Consider the following 21,929-nt stretch of genomic DNA (forward strand, 5'->3'; position numbering starts at 1 on the left):
CTGCCAGGTTTGCCAGGTCACACAGGCGGGCAGTTTTATTTTTTGCCACCCATGATGCTGCCCAGCACGCCGCGCAGAATCTGGTTGCCCAGCTTGGTGCCAAAGGAGCGGGCGGTGGATTTGGCCATGGACTGCACGATGCCGTCCTTCTTGCCGCCGCGCGGACCGGTGGTGCCAAACAGGATGTCGTTGATGCTGCCCATCAGGCCGCCTTCCTCTGGGGCTGCGGCACCACCTGCTGTGCCTGCACCGGCCTTGCCGCCTTGCTCTGCCGTGGCCTGTCCGGCTCGTGCCTTCAGGATCTCGTAGGCCGACTCACGGTCCACCGGCGCGTCATAGACGCCAGCGACCAGCGAATTTTTCAGCAAGGCCTGGCGCTGCTCGGTGCTGATGGGGCCGATCTGGCTGCCGGGCGGCAGCACATAGACGCGCTCGGTCACGCTGGGGCGGCCTTTTTCGTCGAGAAAGCTCACAAGCGCCTCGCCCACTGCCAGTTCGGTGATGGCCGCTTCGATGTTCAAGCCCGGGTTGGCGCGCATCGTGGTTGCGGTGGCCTTGACGGCTTTCTGGTCGCGCGGCGTGAAGGCGCGCAGCGCATGCTGCACGCGGTTGCCCAGCTGGGCGAGCACGCTGTCGGGAATATCCAGCGGGTTTTGCGTGACGAAATACACGCCCACGCCTTTGGAGCGCACCAGGCGCACCACCAGCTCAATGCGCTCTTGCAGCACCTTGGGTGCGTCATTGAACAAGAGGTGGGCTTCGTCAAAGAAAAACACCAGCTTGGGCTTGTCGGGGTCACCAATTTCCGGCAGTTTCTCGTACAGATCGGACAGCATCCACAGCAAAAAGGTGGAATACAGGCGTGGCGAATTCATCAGCTTGCCGGCCGCCAGGATGTTGATCACCCCTTGCGTGCCCACGGTCTGCATCATGTCGTCGATGTTGAGCATGGGCTCGCCAAAGAAGTTGCTGCCGCCTTGCTGCTCGACCTGCAACAGGCCGCGCTGGATGGCGCCCACGCTGGCCGAGCTGATGTTGCCGTAGTCGGTGGTGAACTGCTTGGCGTTCTCACCCACATAGGAGAGCATGGCGCGCAGGTCCTTCAGGTCCAGCAGCAGCATGCCGTTGTCATCGGCGATCTTGAAGACCAGGTTGAGCACGCCCATCTGCGTGTCGTTCAGGTCCAGCATGCGGCCCAGCAGCAGCGGGCCCATGTCCGAGATGGTGGCGCGCACCGGGTGGCCTTGCTCGCCAAACACATCCCACAAGGTGGTGGGGCAGGCCTTGGGCGTGGGCAGGTCAATACCACGGTCTTGCAAGGTGGCAGCGAGCTTGCCGCCAATCTGGCCTACCTGGCTGATGCCGGTCAAATCGCCCTTGATATCGGCCATGAACACCGGCACGCCAATGCCCGAGAATCCCTCGGCCAATGTCTGAAGGGTTACAGTCTTGCCCGTGCCGGTCGCGCCGGTGATCAGCCCGTGGCGGTTGGCGAGGCCGGGAAGTAAAAAACACTCCGTTGTGCCATTTTTGGCAACCAGTAGGGGTTCAGCCATCGTAGGTTTCCTCTCCAGCATCAAAGTCAAAAGTAAAATCGCAGTCTAGCTAGATAAAACAATAGCAAAGGAAATTCTGTGGCAGGACACAGCAAATGGGCCAATATTCAACACCGCAAGGGTCGTCAGGACGAAAAACGCGGCAAGGTATGGACCCGTATCATTCGTGAAATTATGGTCGCTGCGCGGCAGGGCGGTGCGGATTTGAGCGCCAACCCGCGCCTGCGTCTGGCGATCGACAAGGCCAAGGCGGCCAACATGCCGGCCGACAACATCAAGCGCAACATCGACAAGGCCACCGGCAACCTCGAGGGGGTGACCTACGAGGAAATCCGCTACGAAGGCTATGGCATCGGTGGCGCGGCCATCATTGTTGACACCATGACGGACAACCGCGTGCGCACGGTGGCCGATGTGCGCCATGCGTTCAGCAAGCACGGCGGCAACATGGGCACCGAAGGCTCGGTGTCCTTCCAGTTCCGCAACCTGGGGCAGCTGGTGTTCGCCCCCGGTGCCGACGAGGACAAGATCATGGAAGTGGCGCTCGATGCGGGCGCCGAGGATGTGATCACCGACGAGGAGGGCGCCGTCGAAGTGCTGACGCCCCCGTCAGAATTCGAAGCGGTGCGCAATGCGCTGGAGGCAGCGGGCTTCAAGCCCGAAGTGGCCGAGGTGACGATGCGCCCCGAAAATACCGTAGATCTGGATGAGGAAGGTGCGGCCAAGATGCAAAAATTGCTGGACGCATTGGAAGATCTGGATGATGTTCAAGATGTTTACCATAACGCGGCGCTATGAAGGTACTTGTGATTGGTGGCGGCGGCCGTGAACACGCAATGGCCTGGAAGTTGGCGCAATCGCCCAAGGTCTCCAAGGTCTATGTAGCCCCGGGTAACGCAGGCACCGCACGCGACAAGCGTCTAGAAAACCTGCCGATCACCGATGTGGTCCAACTGCGCGAATGGGCGCAGGACAACGGTGTGCAGCTGTCCGTGGTGGGCCCCGAGGCGCCTTTGGCCGCCGGCGTGGTCGACGAGTTCCGCGCGCACGGCATGAAGATCTTTGGCCCGACCAAGGCCGCTGCACAGCTGGAGAGCTCCAAGGCTTTTTCCAAGGATTTCATGGCGCGCCATGGCATCCCGACGGCGCAGTACGAGACCTTCAGCGATCCGGTGGCGGCCCATGCCTACATCGACAAGCTGGGCGCGCCCATCGTCGTCAAGGCCGACGGCCTGGCCGCCGGCAAGGGTGTGGTGGTGGCTACCACGGCCCAGGAAGCGCACGATGCCGTGGACTTCATGCTGGTGGACAACAAGTACGGCGTTGCCCATAACGACGGCGGCGCCCGTGTGGTGATCGAGGAGTTCCTCGACGGCGAAGAGGCCAGCTTCATCGTGCTGTGCGACGGCAAGAGCGTGGCGGCCATGGCGACCAGCCAGGACCACAAGCGCCTCAAAGACGGTGACCAGGGCCCCAATACCGGCGGCATGGGTGCCTACTCGCCCGCCCCGGTGGTGACGGCCGATGTGCATGCCCGCGCGATGCGCGAGATCATTCTGCCCACCATCCGTGGCATGGAAAAAGACGGCATTCCCTACACCGGCTTCTTGTACGCGGGCCTGATGATCGACAAGGCGGGGCACCCCAAGACCTTGGAGTTCAACTGCCGCATGGGTGACCCTGAGACCCAGCCGATCATGATGCGCCTCAAGAGCGATCTGGTCGATGTGATGCAGGCTGCGACCGATGGCAAGCTCGACCAGATCGAGCTGCAGTGGGACCGCCGCACGGCCCTGGGTGTGGTGATGGCCGCCCATGGCTACCCGGACGCTCCCCGCAAGGGCGATGTGATCACCGGCCTGCCCGAGGATGAAGAAGAGGTGATGGTCTTTCACGCCGGCACCACGGTGCAGGATGGCAAGCCCGTCACCAGCGGTGGCCGCGTGCTGTGCGTGACCGCCTTGGCCGACAACGTCAAGCAGGCGCAGCAGCGCGTGTATGCCGCTGCCGCCCAGGTGCATTTCGATGGCGCGCAATACCGCCATGACATCGGCTACCGCGCGGTCAAGTGACTGCCAACAAGCCCACAGTGAGCCAGGCCCGTGCTGTCCTCGTCCGTTGACCAAGTGAACGCTGGAACCCAGGCCCTGGCGGTGGCCGCCTATCTCCAGTCGCTGCAGGCCTCGATCACCGAGGCCGTTGAGGCGCTGGAGCAGGAGGCGGGCAGCGCCGTGCGCTTTCTGGCCGACGCCTGGCAAAAGGCACCTGGCGAAAAGCTGCAAGGCCAGGGTCTGACCAAGATCCTCGAAGGCGGCACGGTGTTTGAGCGCGCAGGCGTGGGTTTCTCGCAAGTGCGGGGCCCGCAGCTGCCGCCTTCGGCCACCCAGCACCGGCCGGAACTGGCAGGTGCTCCTTTCACGGCCATGGGCGTGTCCCTGGTCTTCCATCCGCGCAACCCCTATGTGCCCACGGTGCACATGAATGTGCGCATGATTGCCGCAGGCCACCCCGGCCAGCCGGCCACCTGCTGGTTTGGTGGCGGCATGGATCTGACGCCGTTCTACCCGTTTGCGCAGGATGCGCAGCATTTCCACCAGGTCTGCCACGATGCGGTAGCGCCCTTCGGTGCCGAGCTGTACCCGCGCTTCAAGCAGTGGTGTGACAGCTATTTTTTCCTCAAGCACCGCAACGAAGCGCGCGGCATCGGCGGCATCTTTTTTGATGACTTCTCCGAGCTGGGCTTTGAGGGCGGCTTTGCAATGCTGCAGTCGGTGGGCGATGCCTTTTTGAAGGCCTATGTGCCCATCGTGCAGCGCCGCAAGGACGAGGTCTATGGCGAGCGCGAGCGCGAGTTCCAGCTCTACCGGCGCGGGCGCTATGTGGAGTTCAACCTGGTCTGGGACCGGGGCACCCACTTTGGCCTGCAGTCGGGCGGGCGCACGGAATCGATCCTGCTGTCGATGCCGCCGCTGGCGAGCTGGAGCTACCAGCGCCAGGACCCAGAGGGCTCGCCCGAAGCGCGTTTGCTTGCGGACTTTTTGCAGCCGCGTGATTGGCTGTAAACACCGGCCGCCTCAGTCCGCCGGCACCACTTGTGGCAGGGCTGGCGGGGCCTGCCGTCTGCACTGCAAGGCCTTACCAGGGCGCCATTTGGCGCAGCTTGCGTATAATTGACGTTCCGCTGACCGTATTCATGCCCCATCGCAGGCTGTGCGGCAGTATCTCTTGAAGGCCTTGCCCTTTTGCCACGGCGTGTTGACGCGATCAACAATAACTGCAACACGCGCTATAGTACAAACACTTTCATCCATCACCGACTGATGACCACCGCCAAAAAATCCGAATCCACTGCCAAGAAATCTGTGCAATTGCTGCAGCGTGCCATCGTTGACGGGCTGGAAGATGTGAAAGCACAAGATATCCAGGTTTTCAATACCGAGCACCTCTCGCCGCTGTTTGAGCGCGTGATCGTCGCTGCCGGTACCTCGAACCGCCAGACCAAGGCCTTGGCTGCCAGCGTCAAGGACGCCGTCAAGGAAGCGGGCTTTCCCAAGCCACGCACCGAAGGCGAAGACAACGGCGAATGGATCATTGTCGACTGCGGCCCGGTTGTGGCCCACATCATGCAGCCGATGATCCGCCAGTACTACCGCCTCGAAGAGATGTGGGGCGACACGCCCGTGCGCGTCAAGCTGGGCGCTGCCAAGCCCAAGACCGCCAAGCCGGCCAAGGCCAAACCAGAAGCCGTTGCCGACACCGCTGCTGACAGCAAGAAGAAGCCCGCTGCACGCAAGCCTGCCGCTGCTGCCAGCGCTGCCGATGCACCAGTGAAGAAGACCGCTGCGAAGAAGCCAGCGGTCAAGAAGATCTCGGGCACCGTGGCCAAAAAGCCTGCGGCCAAGAAGACCAGCGCTGCTGCCACCGTCAAGACCGTCGTGGTCAACAAGCCCAAGGCCAGCAAGCCCGCAGCCAAGTCGGCCGTCGCCAAGCCTGCAGCCAAGAAGCCAGCGGCCAAGCGCGCGACCAGCAAGGCCAAGTAACACCCCCTCAACCTGCGGGTTGCAAAGAGCTGTACTGCCAAGCAGGACAGCTCTTTTTCATTGGAGATTTCGCATGAAGATTTTCATTGTTGCGGTGGGCCAGCATGTACCCGATTGGGCGCAGACCGCTTATGACGACTATGCCAAGCGCTTCCCGCCCGAGCTGAAGGTGGAGCTCAAGGCGGTCAAGACCGAGCCGCGCGGCTCCAAGACGGTGGAGACCCTGTACGCCGCCGAGCGCAAGCGCATCGAGGCGGCGATCCCGCGCGGCACACGCATTGTGGTGCTCGATGAGCGCGGCACCAACCTGACCACCAAGGCGCTGGCCCAGCGGGTCAAGGGCTGGCAGCTCGAGGGTGACGATGTGGCGCTGATCATTGGTGGCCCCGATGGGCTGGACCCCGAGTTCAAGGCTGCTGCGCATGAGCGCATTCGCCTCTCGGACATGACCTTGCCCCATGCGATGGTGCGGGTGCTGCTGATCGAGCAGCTCTACCGCGCCTGGTCGGTCAATGCCGGCCACCCCTACCACCGCGAGTAGGCCCAGAGCGCCTGCGCTCGGGTGGGCGAGGGCAGGGCAATATCCCCGCTTGCCAGCGGGCTGCCGGATGCGTTATGCTGCAAAAATAATAGCTGCTTGCGCTGGATTGATGGGCGCAGGCGCTTTTTTCAAATCAAGGCCTCGCTTCCCACCATGCATCCCTTCGTCTACCTGGCGTCACAGTCCCCGCGGCGCAGTCAACTGCTCGAACAGATTGGTATCGCCCACCGCTTGCTGGTGGCCCAGGACGGCGATCCCGAACCCCAGGACCCCGAAGCGCTGGAGCAGGTGCTGCCGCGCGAATCGGCCACCGACTATGTGCAGCGCGTGACCGGGCTGAAGCTCGATGCCGCGTTGGCCCGGCTGCAGCGGCGCGGCTTGGACCCAGCACCGATTCTGTGCTCTGACACCACGGTGTCGCTGGGCCGGCATATTCTGGGCAAGCCCGAGACGCCGCAGCAAGCGAGCGAGATGCTGCAGGCACTCAGCGGCAAGACGCACCGGGTATTGACCGCTGTGGCCCTGCAAAGCGGGCGCAAGCGCTTGACGGCCTTGTCCGTCTCCAGCGTGCAGTTTGCGCCTATCGATGCCGCGCAGATCGAGGCGTATGTTGCCAGTGGTGAGCCCATGGGCAAGGCGGGCGCCTATGGCGTGCAGGGGCGGGCGGCAGCGTATATTGCCAAGATCAGCGGCAGTTATTCCGGCATCATGGGGCTGCCCGTGTTCGAGACGGCCCAGGTGCTGCGGGCTGCAGGGTTTGCCATTTAAGGCCCTCTAAGAATGACTTCTATGCAAAATGATATTTTGATCAATTGGGCGCCGCAGGAGACGCGCGTGGCCATCATTGAGGGTGGCGCCGTGCAGGAGCTGCACCACGAGCGCACCCTGGAGCGAGGCCTCGTAGGCAATGTTTACCTGGGCAAGATATCGCGCGTGCTGCCCGGCATGCAATCGGCCTTTATCGACATTGGTCTGGAGCGCGCCGCGTTCTTGCATGTGGCCGATGTCTGGCAGCGCCAGGAGGGTGGCCTGGCGCCGATGTTTGCGCGCAAGGGCGAGCCCCAGGTACCGATTGAAAAGCAGATCTTCGAAGGCCAGTCGATCATGGTGCAGGTCATCAAGGACCCGATCGGCACCAAGGGCGCGCGGCTGTCCACCCAGATCAGCGTGGCCGGGCGCCTGCTGGTGTTTCTGCCCCAGGACGACCATATCGGCGTCTCGCAAAAAATCCCCCAGAACGAACGTGATGCGTTGCGCGCCCGCCTGCAGGCATTGGTGGGCACGGCGCAAACCGGCGGGGGCGGCGGTTTTATCCTGCGCACCAATGGCGAGGACTCCAGCGATGAGGAACTGGCCGAGGACATCAGCTACCTGCGCAAGGTCTGGAAGCGCATCAAGGACAGCGCTGCCAAGCAAGCCGCCAAGAGCTTGTTGCACCAGGACCTGAGCCTCATGCAGCGCGTGCTGCGCGACATGGTCACGGAAAACACCCAGTCGATCCGCATCGATTCGCGCGAGCAGTTTGTGCTGCTGCAGCAGTTTGGCCAGGAGTTCATGCCCGCCGCGCTCCCCAAGCTGCAGCTCTACAAGGGCGAGCGCCCGATCTTCGACCTGTACTCGGTTGACGAGGAGATTGCCCGCGCGCTGGGCCGGCGTGTGGATCTCAAGTCGGGCGGCTACCTGATCGTGGACCAGACCGAGGCCCTGACCACGGTCGACGTGAACACCGGCGGCTATGTGGGTGCGCGCAATTTTGACGACACTATCTTCAAGACCAACCTGGAAGCGGCCCATGCCATTGCCCGGCAGCTGCGGTTGCGCAACCTGGGCGGCATCATCATCGTCGACTTCATCGACATGGTGCACGAGGACCACCAGGCGCAGGTGCTGCATGAGCTGCGCAAGCAGCTGCAGCGCGATCGCGTCAAGACCATGTGCGGCGAGTTCTCCCAGCTGGGCCTGGTAGAGATGACGCGCAAGCGCACGCGCGAGTCCCTCGCGCATATGCTTTGCACCTCGTGCCCGGTCTGCCATGGCGTCGGTGAAGTCAAGACCGTGCGCACCGTCTGCTACGACATCCTGCGCGAGATTTTGCGCGAGGCACGCCAGTTCAACCCCAAGGAGTTCCGCGTGCTCGCAGCCCCTCCGGTGATCGAGATGCTGCTGGACGAAGAGAGCCAGCACCTGGCCGGCCTGTCCGATTTCATCGGCAAGCCGATCTCGCTGCAGGCCGAAGGGCGGGATGGTTCGGACCAGTACGACATCGTGCTGCTGTAGCTCCAAGTCGGCTGCATCCACCCAGCAAAAAGCCCGGCAAGATCGGTTCTCGCCGGGCTTTTGCTATGGGACGGCTGCTTAAAGCTTGCGCAGGCGCTCCAGCGCCGCCAGCAACGTTTCATCCTTTTTGGCGTAGCAAAAGCGCACCACCTGCTGGTCAAAGCCGTCGCCATAAAAGGCGGAGAGAGGAATGGCTGCAACGCCCAGGTCCTTGACCAGTTGCTGGCAGAACTCCGCTTCGCTGGCATCGGTCACGGCCGAGATATCCACGCATTGGAAATAGGTGCCTGAGCTGGGCAGGAGCTTGAGGCGCGAGCCTTCGAGGCCGGCGCGGAACAGGTCGCGCTTCTTTTGGTAGAAGGCCGGCAGGTTCAGGTAGGGCGCGGGGTCCTTCAAATACTCGGCCAGCCCCACCTGCATGGGGGTGTTGACCGTGAAGACATTGAACTGGTGCACCTTGCGAAATTCCGCCGTCAGCGGCGCCGGTGCGGCCACGGTGGCCACCTTCCAACCGGTCACATGGAAGGTCTTGCCAAAGCTGCTGACCACATAGGCGCGCGCGGCCAGGCCCGGGTAGCGTGATGCGCTTTCATGGCGCTCGCCGTCGAACACCATGTGCTCGTAAACCTCATCGGCCAAGAGCAGGATGTTGGTCGGGGCCAGCAGATCTTGCAGCTGCTGCATCTCCTGCGCGGTCCAGGTGGTGCCGCTGGGGTTGTGCGGCGTGTTGATCAGCAGCAGGCGCGTCTTGGGCGTGATGGCTGCTGCGATCTTGCCGAAATCAGGGCGGAAGGTCTTGGGGGTCAGCGGCACGCGCACCGGCACGCCGCCAGCCAGCTCGATATTGGGCACATAGCTGTCATAGCAGGGGTCCAGCACGATGACTTCATCGCCGGGGCTCACGCAGCTGAGGATGACGGTGAGGATAGCCTGGGTGGCACCGGCGGTGACAGTGATTTCGCTGTTGGCGTCATAGCGCTTGCCATAGAGCGCTTCGATTTTCTGGGCCACCACCTCGCGCAAGGCTGGCACACCGGTCATTGGCGGGTACTGGTTGTGGCCGGCCTGCATGGCGCGGCTGACGCTGTCGATCAAAGCCGGATCACAGCCAAAGTCCGGGAAACCCTGGCCCAGATTGACGGCCTTGTGCTCGGTCGCGAGCGCCGACATGACGGTGAAAATGGTGGTGCCCACGTTGGGCAGGCGGCTGGGGAAGGATGGGGTCAGGGCAGAAGCGGACATGGTGGACGGGGCGGGACACAAGACCACGGCCGGCCAGCGGGGCCGCGAACCATGCATCCATCGATCAAAAATGGGGGTGAAAAGGGTTGCGGATCAGAGCTCGTAGTCAGCCACATGGCCGACCATCGCTCGGCCGATCAGATCACGGTTCAAACGGTCGCTGATCAGCTCGGCAAATTTGTAGACGAAATTGCGCATATAGGCGCCGCGCTTGAAGGCCACGCGCGCCACACTCTCGCCAAAGAGGTGACCCATGGGCCGCACGGCCAGGTCCTTGATCGGGTCATCGCGCATGGCCATCTCGGCCACGATGCCAATGCCCAGGCCCAGGCGGACATAGGTCTTGATGACGTCGGAGTCAATCGCTTCGAGCACGATCTTGGGCGTGAGCTGGCGGGCTGCCATCGCCGAATCGATCTTGCCCCGGCCGGTGAAGGAGGGGTGGTAGGTGATCAAGGGCTCGGCCGCAATGTCTTCGAGGTTGATGCGTTCCTTTTGCGCCAGCGGGTGCTGGTGCGGCATGACTAGCACGTGCTGCCATTCGTAGCAGGGCAGGGTCACCAGCTCGGGGTAGTCGGCCAGCGACTCGGTGGCCATGCCCAGGTCGGCCTGCTCATCGATCACCATGCGCGCGACTTCGGCGGGCGTGGCCTGGTGCAGGCTGACCGTCACCTTGGGGTAGTGCTCACGCAAACGCGCCACCGGGGTGGGCAGCACATAGCGTGCCTGGGTGTGGGTGGTGGCGATGGAGAGGGTGCCGCTGTCCTGCGCGCTGTACTGGTCGCCAATGCGCTTGAGGTTGCCGACCTCGCGCATGATGATCTCGATGCTGCGCAGCACCTGCTGGCCCGGTTCGGTGATGCGTTTGAGGCGCTTGCCGTGGCGTGCAAAGATGTCGATGCCCAGTTCCTCTTCCAGCTCGATGATGGCCTTGGAGACGCCGGGTTGCGAGGTGTGCAATGCCTTGGCCGCCTCGGTCAGGTTGAGGTTGCGGCGCGCGGCCTCTTGCACAAAGCGGAACTGATGCAGGTTCATACAATGATGCGGAATATGAATGTGCATCATTATGCTTGATTGGAATATTAAAAGCAGCCCTTAGACAGAAACCCAAGCGGCGGGGCGGAATTTTGGCACGCCGCGCTTGCCGCGCATCGCCATAGGCGTGGCGTCTAGGCCCATATAGTTCGGCGATGCGACTCGGGCCACTAGCCCTGCAGCTTGCCTTGCAGATAGCCGCCAGCCATGTCCGCCAACAGCTGGATGACCCGAGCATCCTCGCCCATCGCCGGGGCGATGCGCAGCTGCAGCTGGGGGTAGCGCGGGGCGAGTTCCTCGACCAGCGCGGGAATGTCTTCGCTGGCATGCTTGCCCACGCCAAAAAGCAGGGGCCAGATGGTGATGTGGGTCAGCTGCGGATGCGACTGCAGCAGCTGGGCCACGGCGGGGCCGAGCGGCGGCTCGCACCAGTCCAGGTAGGCGCAAGCCACAGCAGCAGCCGGTTGCGCTTGCTGCACCTGGGCGAGCAGGTGTTCGGCATTGCGGCGCCAGACGGGGTCCTTGGAGCCGTGAGACAGCAGGATGAGGCCAGTGGCAGAGGAGGGCGATGGCATGGGGCGATGGTGGTGGTCTAAGGTGGAAAGGTGTTTGCGGCTGTAAAGCTTGGAACCTTTGATCATTATCGCTTTCCCATGGATGGGCGCGATTGGCGCCCGCGCTGATACCGCATGTAGCAAAATGTACAGCTTGCGCGGCCAGGTCCGAAAAACCTGCCCATCCTGCGCAACGCTTTACACTGCCTACATATTTAGCTGTAAAAATAGTAGTTTGCTCTACCTGAAGCCAAAACCGATGATGCCGGATGTTTCCAATTTTTCGCGCCAGTCTCTGGCACCGTTTCAATCTTTGGCAACTGTCGGAAAGCTTTCCTCCCCCTGTACGTTTGGCCAGCTCGCCCGGGTTGGCGCGGTGGTCGCAGCCCTGGGCCTGCTGACTGCCTGCACGGACAAACCTGCGCCCACCGCTGCAGCGCCGCAGGCCCCGGAGGTGGGCATCATCACCGTGCAATCCGCATCGCAGCAGCTGACTGCCGAGCTGCCGGGCCGCACCAATGCCTTCATGATTGCCGAGATTCGCCCCCAGGCCAACGGCATTGTCGAAAAGCGCCTGTTCACCGAAGGTGCCTCGGTCAAGGCCGGTCAGGCGCTCTACCAGCTCGATGACCGGCCCGCGCGGGCCGCGGTCAACAGCGCCGAGGCGGCACTGGCCAAAGCCAAGGCCACGGCGCAGACGGCGCGTAGCAACGCAGCGCGCAACAGCGAGCTGGTCAAGATCGATGCCATCAGCCGCCAGGTGTTTGATGACAGCCAGGCGCTGGTCGCGCAGACCGCCTCCGATGTGGCCGTCGCCGAGGCCGCGCTGGACAATGCGCGCATCAATCTGCAGTACACCCGCATCAGCTCGCCCATCAGCGGTAAGGTCAGCACCTCGGCCGTCACGCCCGGTGCGCTGGTCACGGCCAACCAGGCGACGGCACTCACCACCGTGGTGCAGCTCGATCCGATGTATGTGGACTTCACCCAATCGAGCACCGAGATGCTGCAGCTGCAGCGCGACCTGAAGGCGGGGCGCTTTCAACGCCTCGAAGGCGACCAGATTCCGGTGCGCATCCGCCTCGATGACGGCACCGAATACAGCCATGAGGCCAAGCTCAAGTTCTCCGGCGTGATTGTCAGCGCCACCACGGGCACGGTCACCTTGCGGGCGCAGGTGCCCAACCCCGATGGCGTGCTGATGCCCAATATGTATGTGCAGGCCTTGCTGCCCACGGCCGTGGCGCCCGATGCGCTGCTCGTGCCCCAGCAATCGGTGGTGCGCGATTTGACCGGCAAGCCGACCGTCTTGGTGGTCACCGCCGAGGACAAGGTGCAAAAGCGCACCTTGCAACTGGACCGCGCTGTGGGCAGCCAGTGGCTGGTGGGCAGTGGGCTCAAGTCCGGTGAGCGCGTGGTGGTCGATGGCTTCCAGCGCGTCAAGGACGGTGACAAGGTGCGGGTGGCCGAGGTGGACCTCAAGGCACAGACCGAGCGCGTGCGCAGCCCGGGACGCGTTCCCGGCCAGGCCGCAGCGCCGGCAGCAGCCCAGTAAGACACCCAGAACCCGAGGCTGCATCCATGGCACAGTTTTTTATCCAGCGCCCCATTTTTGCGTGGGTGATCGCCATCATCATCATGCTGGGCGGGGCCCTGTCCATCTCCAAGCTGCCGCTGGAGCAGTACCCCGAGATTGCGCCGCCACGCGTCACCATCGGCACCCAGTACACCGGTGCATCGGCCGAGACGGTGGAGAACTCCGTCACCCAGATCATCGAGCAGCAGCTCAAGGGCATTGACAACATGCTCTACATGAGCGCGACCAGCAATGCCTCTGGCCAGGCCCGCATCACCTTGACCTTTGCGCCCGGCACCAATGTGGACGTCGCCCAGGTGCAGGTGCAAAACAAGATCCAGGGGGCACTCAACCGCCTGCCCGAATCGGTCAAGAGCCGGGGCGTGTTCATCAACAAGGGCGGCCAGGATTTTCTGGTCACCTACAGCTTCTACTCGCAAGACCCGACGATGACCGAGGTCGACATTGGTGACTACATCAATGCCAGCCTGGTCGATGTGATCGGGCGCCTCGAAGGCGTGGGCGACATCAATGTGTTTGGTACGTCCTATGCCATGCGCATCTGGATGGACCCGGCCAAGATGGAGAAATTCGGCCTGATGCCGTCGGACCTGGCCAATGCGCTCAATGCGCAAAACGCCCAGGTCTCAGCCGGCCAGCTGGGCGCGCTGCCAGCGGTGAACAACCAGCAGCTCAATGCCACGATCACCGCGCGCACCAAGCTCAAGACCGTGGACCAGTTCGAGGACATCGTGCTCAAGGCTGCGACCGATGGCTCGGTGGTCACCATCAAGGATGTGGCGCGGGTGGAGCTGGGCGCGGAAAACCTGAACGTGCAGGCCAAGCTCAATGGCATGCGCGGCGCTGGCATGGGCATCATCTTGGCCGATGGCGCCAATGCGATGGCGGTGTCCGATGCCGTCGCGGCCAAGCTGGCCGAGATGAAGCCGTACTTCCCCAACCAGATCGACTACTTCGTCAGCTCGGACTCCACCCCCTTTGTGCGTGCCTCCATCCATGAGGTGGTCGCAGCGCTGGGCGAGGCCATGGTGCTGGTGGTGATCGTGATGTTCGTGTTTTTGCAGAACCTGCGCGCGACCTTGATTCCGGCCATTGCCGTGCCAGTGGTGCTGCTGGGCACGTTCGGCGTGCTGTCGATTGCCGGTTACTCGATCAATACCTTGACGATGTTTGCGATGGTGCTGGCCATCGGCTTATTGGTGGACGATGCCATTGTCGTGGTGGAAAACGTCGAGCGGGTGATGCACGAGACGGGCATGTCCGCCAAGGAGGCGACCAAGGTCTCGATGCGCGAGATCACGCCGGCGCTGGTCGGCATTGGCGTGACCTTGTCGGCGGTGTTTGTGCCGATGGCCTTTTTTGGCGGCTCCACCGGGGTGATATACCGCCAGTTCTCGATCACCATCGTCGCGGCCATGGCGCTGTCGGTGTTTGTCGCGCTGACCTTGACCCCTGCGCTGTGCGCCACCATCCTGAAGGCGCCCGCGCATGCGGGCGGCCATGAGCGGGCCATTCGCAAGGGCCTGTTTGGCATCAGCGACCGGTTCTTCCGCTGGTTCAACCGCAATTTTGACCGCACTGCCAGCCGCTACCAGGGCATCGTCGCCCGCAGCCTGCGCCGCGCCAAGCGCATGATGCTGATCTTTATCGCGGTGCTGCTGGGTGTGTGGCTGCTGATGCACAAGCTGCCCACGTCCTTCCTGCCCGATGAGGACCAGGGCTTTCTGTACGTGAACGTCAACCTGCCCTCGGGCGCGGCAGATGCGCGCCTGCAGGATGTGCTCGACGAGGTGCGCGAGTACCTGCTCCAGCAACCCGACATCATCAGCTTCAACCAGGTCTCGGGCCTCAACGGCGACCAGAGCTCGGCGCGTGGCTTCATCCGGCTCAAGCCCTGGGATGAGCGCAAGCTTCCATCGCAGTCGTCGGCAGCCATCGCCAACAAGGCCACCAAGGACCTGTCGCGCATCCGCGATGCACGCGTCTTGGTGATTCTGCCGCCGGCCGTGCGCGGCCTGGGTGCCAGCTCGGGCTTCAACTTCATGGTCAAGGACATGAACAGCATCGGCCACGATGGCCTGCTGGCCGCCAGCAACCAGGTGCTCGCCGCGATGCGTGCCAACCCCAATCTGACTGCCGTGCGCACCACCAATCTGGACGATGCGGCCGAGCTGCGCGTCGATGTGGACGACCGCAAGGCCGCAGCGCTGGGGCTGTCGTATGCCGACATCAACAGCGTGCTGTCCAGTGCGATGGGCGGCACCTATGTGAATGACTTCTTGAACAATGGCCGGGTCAAGCGCGTCTACATCATGGGTGATGCGCCGCACCGCATGCTGCCCCAGGACATCGCCAAATGGACCGTGCGCAACAAGAACGGCGAGATGGTGCCCTTTGGCGCGTTCTCGGACAGCCACTGGGCCTATGGCTCGCCCCAGCTGCTGCGCTACAACGGCAGCCCGGCCTATGAGTTTGAAGGCCGCGCGGCACCCGGTATCAGCTCGGGCGCGGCGATGCAGGAGGTCGAAGCCATCCTGGCCAAGCTGCCCGCCGGCCTGGGCTATGAATGGACCGGCGCCTCGCTGCAAGAGCGCCAGTCCGGAGCGCAGGCGCCGATGCTCTATGCGATCTCGATCCTGTTCGTGTTCCTGTGCCTGGCCGCGCTCTACGAGAGCTGGACCGTGCCGCTGTCGGTGATGCTGGCCGTGCCGCTGGGCGTGATTGGTGCACTGGCGGCGACCTATACCCGGGGCCTGACCAACGACGTGTATTTCCAGGTGGGCCTGCTCACCACGGTGGGCTTGGCGGCCAAGAATGCCATCTTGATTGTGGAGTTTGCGGTGCAATTGCAGGAGCAGGGCAAGCAGCTGTTCGACGCGACGGTCGAAGCCGTGCGCCTGCGCCTGCGCCCCATCCTGATGACCTCGCTGGCTTTTGGCTTTGGCGTGATTCCGCTGGCCATTGGCACCGGCGCCGGGGCGGGCGGGCGCAATGCCATCGGCACGGCGGTGCTGGGCGGTATGGTGGCCTCGACCGTGCTCGGCATTTTCATGGTGCCGGTCTTTTTCCTGCTGATCCGCAGCTGGTTCCGCTCCCGCAGCCGCCATGACGAGGCGCCCGCGCACCCCAGCCCCGCGCAGGAGACCGCGCCATGAGCCGTTTTGACACTTTTTCCATGACACGTGCTTATCGTTTGCCGCTGTCGCTTTTGGCAGCGGGCCTGCTGTCCGCCTGCAACCTGGCACCGCAGTACCAGCGCCCTCCAACGGCGGTGCCCGCTACGCTCGACGGCGTGGCGCAGACCTTGCCTGCCGACTTTGTCGTGGAGCCCGCTGCGGCCGATACCTTGGAGCTGCTGCCCTGGCAGCAGTGGGTGGAGAGCGCAGGCCTGCGCCAGTTGATTGAGCAGGGACTGCAGAACAACCGCGATCTGCGCGTGGCGATCGCCAATATCGAAAAGGCGCGCGCGCAATACGGTGTGCAACGCGCCGACCAACTGCCCAGCCTGAACGCCAATGCCCAAGGCAGCCGCACCCGCACCGCAGATGATCTGCGCTCGTCGACGGCGCCGTCGTCCGTGGCCAACCAGGTGAGCGTGCAGCTGGGTCTGGCCAGCTATGAGCTCGATTTTTGGGGCCGGGTGCGCAACCTGAGCGAGGCGGCCTTGCAGCAGTACCTGCTGGTCGAAGAAAACCGCCGCAGTGTGCAGCTGGGCCTGATCACCGATATCGCCAATGCCTGGGTGGCCCTGGCCAGCGACCAGCAGCGCCTGCAACTGGCGCGCGATACGCTGGCCACGCGCGAGCAGGGCTATGGACTGGTGCAGCGCATGCACCAGCTGGGCGCCACCAACGGTCTGGTGCTGGCCCAGAACCAGACGGCGGTCGAGACCGCCCGCAACGATGTGGCTGCCTACGAGTCGCAGGTGGCGCGTGATCGCAATGCGCTGCAGCTGCTGGTGGGCGGGCCGGTGTCGGGCGATATGCTGCCCCCGGCGCCCAGTGCATCGCTCAGCAGCAATGAGGTCAAGAGAGCGGGCTCGGGCCAGCTGCTCGACGGCGCAACGCCACAGGTCAAAGCGCCTGGCGTCGCCACCGCGATGACCGTGGTGCCAACCGGCCTGTCATCGCAGGTGCTGCTGGCCCGGCCCGATGTGGCCGCTGCCGAGCACAGCCTGCAGGCCCAGTACGCCAGCATTGGCGCGGCGCGTGCGGCTTTCTTCCCTACCATCAGCCTGACGGCCAATGCCGGCACTGCCAGTGATGCGCTCTCGGGCCTGTTCGATGGCGGCAACCGCGCCTGGAGCTTTGTGCCGCAGATCCGTCTGCCGATTTTTGACGGTGGCCGCAACCAGGCCAACCTCGATATTGCGCAAGCGAACCGCGATGCCGCGCTGGCCCAGTACGACAAGGCCATCCAGGTCGCTTTCCGCGAGGTGAGCGACGCGCTGGCCGATCGCGCCACGATGCAGCGGCGCCTGAACTCGCAAGTGGCTTTGGTGCAGGCGGCCAGCCGCGTGCTGCAGCTGTCGCAGGCGCGCTTCAAGGCCGGGGCCGACGACTTTCTCACCGTGCTCGATGCGCAGCGCAGCCTCTATGCGGCCCAGCAAACCCAGATCACCTTGATGCAGGCCGAGCAGGTCAACCGCATCAGCCTGTACAAGGCGCTGGGCGGGGGTATCGACAAGGTGTCGTGAGGTCGCAGGCGCTAGGACCCTCGCAAGCTCAGGTGCAAACGCAAACGCGCAATGCTGCGAGGGCAATGCGCGCTGCACTACCATGGCGGCATGACTGACACCTTGCACACGCCTGCTGACCGCATTACCTCTTCCGAGTTTGACGAATCCCAGGCGCAGGCAGTGGATGCGCTGATTGTCGGCGCCGGGCCCGTAGGCATGTTTGCCGCCTTCCAGCTGGGTTTGCAGGGCGTGCAGGCCCATCTATGCGACAGCCTGCCGCAGATGGGCGGCCAGTGCATTGCGCTCTATGCCGACAAGCCCATCTACGACATCCCCGGCATAGCGCTGTGCACCGGCCGCGAGCTGGCCGCGCAGCTGCAGCAACAGATCCAGCCCTTCCACCCCGTTTTTCATGGCCACACCCAGGTCGCGCAACTGCTGCCCCATGGCGATGGCCGTTGGCGTGTGCAGCTGCAGGCCATCGATGGGCTGCAGACCCGCTGGCTGCTGGCCCGTACCGTGGTGGTGACCGCCGGTGTTGGGGCCTTTGTGCCCAAGCAGCTGCGCCTGCCCGGGCTCGACGCCTGGTTGGGCAGCCAGGTCTTCTACCATCCCGCGTTCGATGATGCCTGGCTGGAGCCGGTACTGGCGCGCCACCCCGCGCCGCGCATTGTGATCCATGGCGGCGACGAGGCCGCCGTCGAGGCCGTGCTGACAGCGGCAGGGCATGCCGCTTTGCAAGCCGCGCAGCTGGTGCTGATGCACCGGCGCGACCAGTTCAATGCGCCTGATGCGCTGCTGCAGCGCCTGGCGCAGCTGCGTGCCAGTGGCAGGGTGGAGGTCGTCATTGGCATGCCCCAGGCTATCGATGCGGGGGAACATCTGCAGGCTATCGACTATGTCGATGCCGATGGCGCGGACCAGCGCCTGGCCTGTGACCAGCTCTGGGTGTTCCAGGGCCTCTCGCCCAAGCTCGGGCCCTTGCTCGACTGGAACCTGGCGCTTGCGAAAAAGCAGCTGCAAGTGGCGACCGATACCTTCCAGACCAACGCCGTCGGTATCTATGCCGCAGGGGATATCGTCAGCTATCCTGGCAAGCGCAAGCTGATTCTGAGCGGCTTTTACGAAGCGACGATGGCCGCGATGGCCGCCATAGAATACCTGCGCGGCGAAAAACTGCTGCTGGAGTACACGACCACCAGCAAACGCCTGCATGAACGCCTGGGTGTGTCGCACCCGGACTGAGCCCCGCCTTGTTGATACGAACCCCGCCGATGCCTGATCTATCCATTCGCCACGCCCGTTTTCCTGAAGATCTGCAGGCGGTGCTGGCGATCTTTCGCGAGTACATTGCCAGCCCCCAGGCCGACCTGGGTTTTCAGAACTATGAGCCCGAGCTGGCGGCACTCCCCGGCAAATATGCAGCGCCCCAGGGGCGTTTGCTGCTGGCCTGGCAAGGCGATGCGGTGGTGGGCTGCGCGGCGTTGCGCGATGTCGATGGCCAGTGCTGCGAGCTCAAACGCGTCTATGTGCGGCCAGCGGCGCGCGGCCTCAGGCTGGGCCGGCGCCTGGTCGAGCAGATGCTGCAGGAGGCCCGCGCCGCCGGTTACCAGCGCATGGCGCTCGATGTGCTGCCGGAATTTGTCGCCGCCCAAGCGCTTTACCGGGATCTGGGCTTTGTCGATGCGCCGCCGGTGAGCGTCAACCCGGTGCCGGGCACGGCCTTTCTGGCGCGCGTGCTGTAGCGCGGCATTGCGCTGCCGGCAGGCTGCATGCGTCCTTTGGATTCGCGGCGGTTTGGCTAACGCGCCCCTGGGCGACGAGGCCGGCGCGGTGCAGCGGCGATAATCGCCGCCGGGTTTGATCAACAAAGGGCGATGCAGCGATGGCGGTGATGGTGTCTTTGATTCCCGTGGTGCTGTTCATTGCACTGGGGTATGGTGCAGGGCGCATGGGCTGGGTCAAGGCGGCATCGGTGCGCGATCTGTCCAATATCGTTTTTCTGATTCTCACGCCGGCCTTGCTGTTTCACACGATGAGCACGGTGCGTGTGCAAGAGCTCAACCTGCAGACCATTGCGGTCTACTTCAGCGCTGCGGGCCTGCTGTTTGTCACGACCTTGCTGCTGCAGGGCTTTACCACGCTGGGCGCTGCGCGGGCTCTGGCCAACTGTTTCAGCAACAACATCATGATCGGCGTGCCGCTGGTGGGAATGGTGTTTGGGCAAGAAGGCCTGGTCACCTTGTTCACCATCGTCTCGGTCCATGCGCTGATCCTGATGACCTCGGCCACCATCGTGTTCGAGCTGGCCGTCATGCACCAGCAGCAGGGGGCGCAAGGCGGCGCGCGCAGCTACCGCGGAATGGCGATCACCGTGGTCCGGGCGCTGAAAAACGGCATCATCCACCCGATTCCCTTGCCCATCATCTGCGGGCTGCTGTTCGCGCAGACCGGGCTCAAGATGCCCGAGGTGATCGATACCTCACTGCAGATGCTGGCCCAGGCGCTGGGCCCGATCGCGCTGATGCTCGTGGGCATCACCTTGTTTTTCAGCGCAGTGGGCCGCTACTGGCTGCCTGCCAGCCGTATCGCAGTGGTCAAACTGCTGCTGCACCCGGTGCTGCTGCTGGCCATCGGATGGATGTGGGGGCTGCGCGGCCTGCCGCTGGTGGTGCTGGCCACGGCCGCATCGCTGCCGGTGGGGGCCAATGTGTTTTTGTTCACGCAGCGCTATGAAGTGGGGCGCGAGGAGGTCACGGCCAGCATCGCGGTATCGACCAGCCTGGCCCTGGTGACGATACCGCTGATCTTGCTGGGCCTGGCCCAGCTGCTGCAGACGGCTTAGAACCTGTTCAAAGTCTCCTCGCGCCGCGACAGTGTCTTTGCGGGATGGGATGCGAGGGGGGCGCCCAGCCGCGCAATACCGCAGCAATAGCCATGCTATTGCGAGGATTTGCAACGACGCAGACCGCTCCCTAGCCGGGCGCCCCTTCCCGGGCAGCGCAAAGCCACTGTCCCTGCGGGTTGGAGTGAAATCGGGCGATTTCTGCGCGCTGGCCCTTGCTTGCACCCCGGTGCAAGCAGCGTTCCATCCCTTCGAACTCATCCCGATTGCACTCCAACGCGGCTGCGTAGAGACTTTGAACAGGTTCTTAGGCCACAGGCCCTGCGGCAGGATGCAAGCGGTGCTGCATCAGCAGCTCGTCGTGCAGCGCGCCATCGACCAGCAAGGCCGCCGGCTCGGTGCCATAGGCATGGAAGCCCGCTTGCTCGTAGAGGCGAATGGCGCTGGCATTGGCGGCGTTGACGCTCAGGTGGATCTGCACCGCGCCAGGCACCTGGCGGGCAAAGGCGACGGCCCGCGCCAACAAGGCCTGCGCGATACCCTGGCCGCGGAAGGCGGGCGCCACATACACGCCCCACAAAGCCATGCGGTGCCGGGTCTTGAGGCCGTCCTGGCGGCGGATACCCAGCATGCCCACCAGTTGGCCCCCGGCAAAGGCCCCCAGCACGCCCTGGTCGGGGCTGGGCGCCAGGCGCGCCTCAATCAGCGCCAATGCACGGTCTTTTTCCTCTTCGTAGCTGGAGCCAAAGGCGCTAGGCGATGCGCGCAGGCCCGCCAGGCGCAGCGTTTGGAACGCACTGGCATCGGACGGGTTCAGCCAACGGATCTCATAGGCAGCGGCAGCCATCAGCATCAGGGCGCCAGGCGCTCGCGAATCCAGTCGGCGCTGTTTGGCGCTGCCTGACGGTAGCGCAGACGGTCATGCAGCCGGCTCTTGCGGCCCTGCCAGAACTCCCAGGTGTCGGGCACTAGGCGAAAGCCACCCCAGTGCGGCGGGCGGGGGGGCTTGAGCAGGAACTGCGCGCCATACTTGGCGGCATTGGTCACCAGCACGGTGCGGCTGTCGATGACCTGGCTTTGCGGGCTGGCCCAGGCACCAATGCGCGAGTCGAGCGGGCGGCTGTTGAAGTAAGCATCGCTTTCTTCGTCCGAGACTTTCTCCACGCGCCCCTCGATGCGCACCACGCGCTCGAGCTCGACCCAGTGGAACATCAGCGCGGCAAATGGGTTGCCGGCAATCTCGCGGCCCTTGCGGCTGTCGTAATTGGTGTACCAGACGATGCCGCGCGCGTCGTAGCCCTTGATGAGCACGATGCGGGTGCTGGGGCGGGCATCGGCTCCCACAGTGGCCACCGTCATCGCATTGGGCTCGGGCAGTTGCGAGGCGACCGCCTCGTTCATCCAGCGGTCAAACTGGTCGATGGGCGCGGCGCAAGACGCCGATTCGTTCAGCTCTGCGCGTTCATAGCTTTTGCGCAAATCGGCAATGGAGTGGGAGAGTTCGCTCATGGCCCGATTGTGCATCGCTTTGGCGCGGCGCAGCGACAAAAAAGCCTGTGGGCCG

At 63.8% G+C, this 21,929-nt stretch carries 19 protein-coding genes; 13 read left to right on the forward strand and 6 right to left on the reverse strand.

Annotation, left to right across the window (positions count from 1 at the left end; genetic code table 11):
* Positions 1-35: 35 nt before the first annotated feature.
* On the reverse strand, positions 36-1,556 hold the full coding sequence (locus tag N4T19_RS04150; protein ID WP_260719541.1) for a helicase HerA-like C-terminal domain-containing protein: 1,521 nt from the start codon (positions 1,554-1,556) through the stop codon (positions 36-38).
* A gap of 78 nt (positions 1,557-1,634) precedes the next feature.
* Between N4T19_RS04150 and N4T19_RS04155 the strand changes: the two genes are divergently transcribed.
* The 7 genes from N4T19_RS04155 (at position 1,635) to rng (ending at position 8,414) form a co-directional block, all read left to right on the forward strand.
* Entirely contained in the window at positions 1,635-2,354 is a 720-nt protein-coding gene (locus N4T19_RS04155) for a YebC/PmpR family DNA-binding transcriptional regulator (RefSeq protein ID WP_116925613.1), read from the forward strand.
* A complete protein-coding gene (purD, locus tag N4T19_RS04160; protein ID WP_116925614.1) occupies positions 2,351-3,628 on the forward strand; it encodes a phosphoribosylamine--glycine ligase in 1,278 nt (425 codons plus the stop codon). The genes N4T19_RS04155 and purD overlap by 4 nt, the downstream gene beginning before the upstream one ends.
* Before the next feature lie 54 nt (positions 3,629-3,682).
* Entirely contained in the window at positions 3,683-4,618 is a 936-nt protein-coding gene (gene hemF / locus N4T19_RS04165; protein WP_116925615.1) for an oxygen-dependent coproporphyrinogen oxidase, read from the forward strand.
* Between the two features lie 258 nt (positions 4,619-4,876).
* Positions 4,877-5,596, forward strand: a complete 720-nt coding sequence (rsfS, locus tag N4T19_RS04170; protein WP_116925616.1) for a ribosome silencing factor — start codon at positions 4,877-4,879, stop codon at positions 5,594-5,596.
* A gap of 73 nt (positions 5,597-5,669) precedes the next feature.
* Positions 5,670-6,137 carry a 23S rRNA (pseudouridine(1915)-N(3))-methyltransferase RlmH gene (rlmH, locus tag N4T19_RS04175; RefSeq protein WP_116925617.1) on the forward strand — a complete coding sequence of 156 codons (468 nt, stop codon included), beginning with the start codon at positions 5,670-5,672 and terminating at the stop codon, positions 6,135-6,137.
* A gap of 153 nt (positions 6,138-6,290) precedes the next feature.
* A complete protein-coding gene (locus N4T19_RS04180) occupies positions 6,291-6,905 on the forward strand; it encodes a Maf family protein (RefSeq protein ID WP_116925762.1) in 615 nt (204 codons plus the stop codon).
* A gap of 21 nt (positions 6,906-6,926) precedes the next feature.
* Positions 6,927-8,414, forward strand: coding sequence for a ribonuclease G (gene rng, locus N4T19_RS04185; RefSeq protein WP_182341233.1), 1,488 nt, complete (start codon positions 6,927-6,929; stop codon positions 8,412-8,414).
* Positions 8,415-8,492: 78 nt separating this feature from the next.
* On the opposite strand, the gene N4T19_RS04190 is transcribed toward rng, so the two are convergent.
* From N4T19_RS04190 to N4T19_RS04200, 3 genes are all read right to left on the reverse strand, one after another.
* Positions 8,493-9,656, reverse strand: coding sequence for a pyridoxal phosphate-dependent aminotransferase (locus N4T19_RS04190; RefSeq protein ID WP_116925619.1), 1,164 nt, complete (start codon positions 9,654-9,656; stop codon positions 8,493-8,495).
* A 93-nt stretch (positions 9,657-9,749) separates the two neighbouring features.
* Positions 9,750-10,691 carry a CysB family HTH-type transcriptional regulator gene (locus N4T19_RS04195; RefSeq protein ID WP_116925620.1) on the reverse strand — a complete coding sequence of 314 codons (942 nt, stop codon included), beginning with the start codon at positions 10,689-10,691 and terminating at the stop codon, positions 9,750-9,752.
* 170 nt (positions 10,692-10,861) lie between these two features.
* A complete protein-coding gene (locus N4T19_RS04200) occupies positions 10,862-11,266 on the reverse strand; it encodes a sirohydrochlorin chelatase (protein ID WP_116925621.1) in 405 nt (134 codons plus the stop codon).
* A 292-nt stretch (positions 11,267-11,558) separates the two neighbouring features.
* Between N4T19_RS04200 and N4T19_RS04205 the strand changes: the two genes are divergently transcribed.
* The 6 genes from N4T19_RS04205 to N4T19_RS04230 all read left to right on the forward strand — a co-directional run bounded on the left by N4T19_RS04205 (position 11,559) and on the right by N4T19_RS04230 (position 20,365).
* Positions 11,559-12,800: an efflux RND transporter periplasmic adaptor subunit gene (locus tag N4T19_RS04205; RefSeq protein WP_260719542.1), complete on the forward strand. Its 1,242-nt coding sequence runs from the start codon at positions 11,559-11,561 to the stop codon at positions 12,798-12,800.
* Between the two features lie 26 nt (positions 12,801-12,826).
* Positions 12,827-15,997: an efflux RND transporter permease subunit gene (locus N4T19_RS04210; RefSeq protein ID WP_182341244.1), complete on the forward strand. Its 3,171-nt coding sequence runs from the start codon at positions 12,827-12,829 to the stop codon at positions 15,995-15,997.
* 20 nt (positions 15,998-16,017) lie between these two features.
* Positions 16,018-17,538: an efflux transporter outer membrane subunit gene (locus N4T19_RS04215; RefSeq protein ID WP_260719543.1), complete on the forward strand. Its 1,521-nt coding sequence runs from the start codon at positions 16,018-16,020 to the stop codon at positions 17,536-17,538.
* A gap of 90 nt (positions 17,539-17,628) precedes the next feature.
* Positions 17,629-18,765, forward strand: a complete 1,137-nt coding sequence (locus N4T19_RS04220; RefSeq protein ID WP_260719544.1) for an NAD(P)/FAD-dependent oxidoreductase — start codon at positions 17,629-17,631, stop codon at positions 18,763-18,765.
* A gap of 29 nt (positions 18,766-18,794) precedes the next feature.
* On the forward strand, positions 18,795-19,265 hold the full coding sequence (locus N4T19_RS04225; protein ID WP_116925624.1) for a GNAT family N-acetyltransferase: 471 nt from the start codon (positions 18,795-18,797) through the stop codon (positions 19,263-19,265).
* Between the two features lie 149 nt (positions 19,266-19,414).
* A complete protein-coding gene (locus N4T19_RS04230) occupies positions 19,415-20,365 on the forward strand; it encodes an AEC family transporter (protein WP_409935153.1) in 951 nt (316 codons plus the stop codon).
* Between the two features lie 307 nt (positions 20,366-20,672).
* Here the strand turns inward: N4T19_RS04230 and N4T19_RS04235 are convergent, their stop codons facing one another.
* Together N4T19_RS04235 and pdxH are read right to left on the reverse strand one after the other, a co-directional pair.
* The gene (locus N4T19_RS04235; protein ID WP_232539338.1) at positions 20,673-21,218 is read right to left on the reverse strand and encodes a GNAT family N-acetyltransferase; all 546 of its coding nucleotides are present in this window, start codon (positions 21,216-21,218) and stop codon (positions 20,673-20,675) included.
* Positions 21,218-21,889, reverse strand: a complete 672-nt coding sequence (gene pdxH, locus N4T19_RS04240; protein ID WP_182341255.1) for a pyridoxamine 5'-phosphate oxidase — start codon at positions 21,887-21,889, stop codon at positions 21,218-21,220. Before pdxH ends, N4T19_RS04235 begins: the two co-directional genes overlap by 1 nt.
* Positions 21,890-21,929 lie beyond the last annotated feature (40 nt).

Origin of the sequence: Comamonas squillarum, from assembly GCF_025309455.1 — a bacterium.
GTDB lineage: Bacteria > Pseudomonadota > Gammaproteobacteria > Burkholderiales > Burkholderiaceae_C > Comamonas > Comamonas squillarum.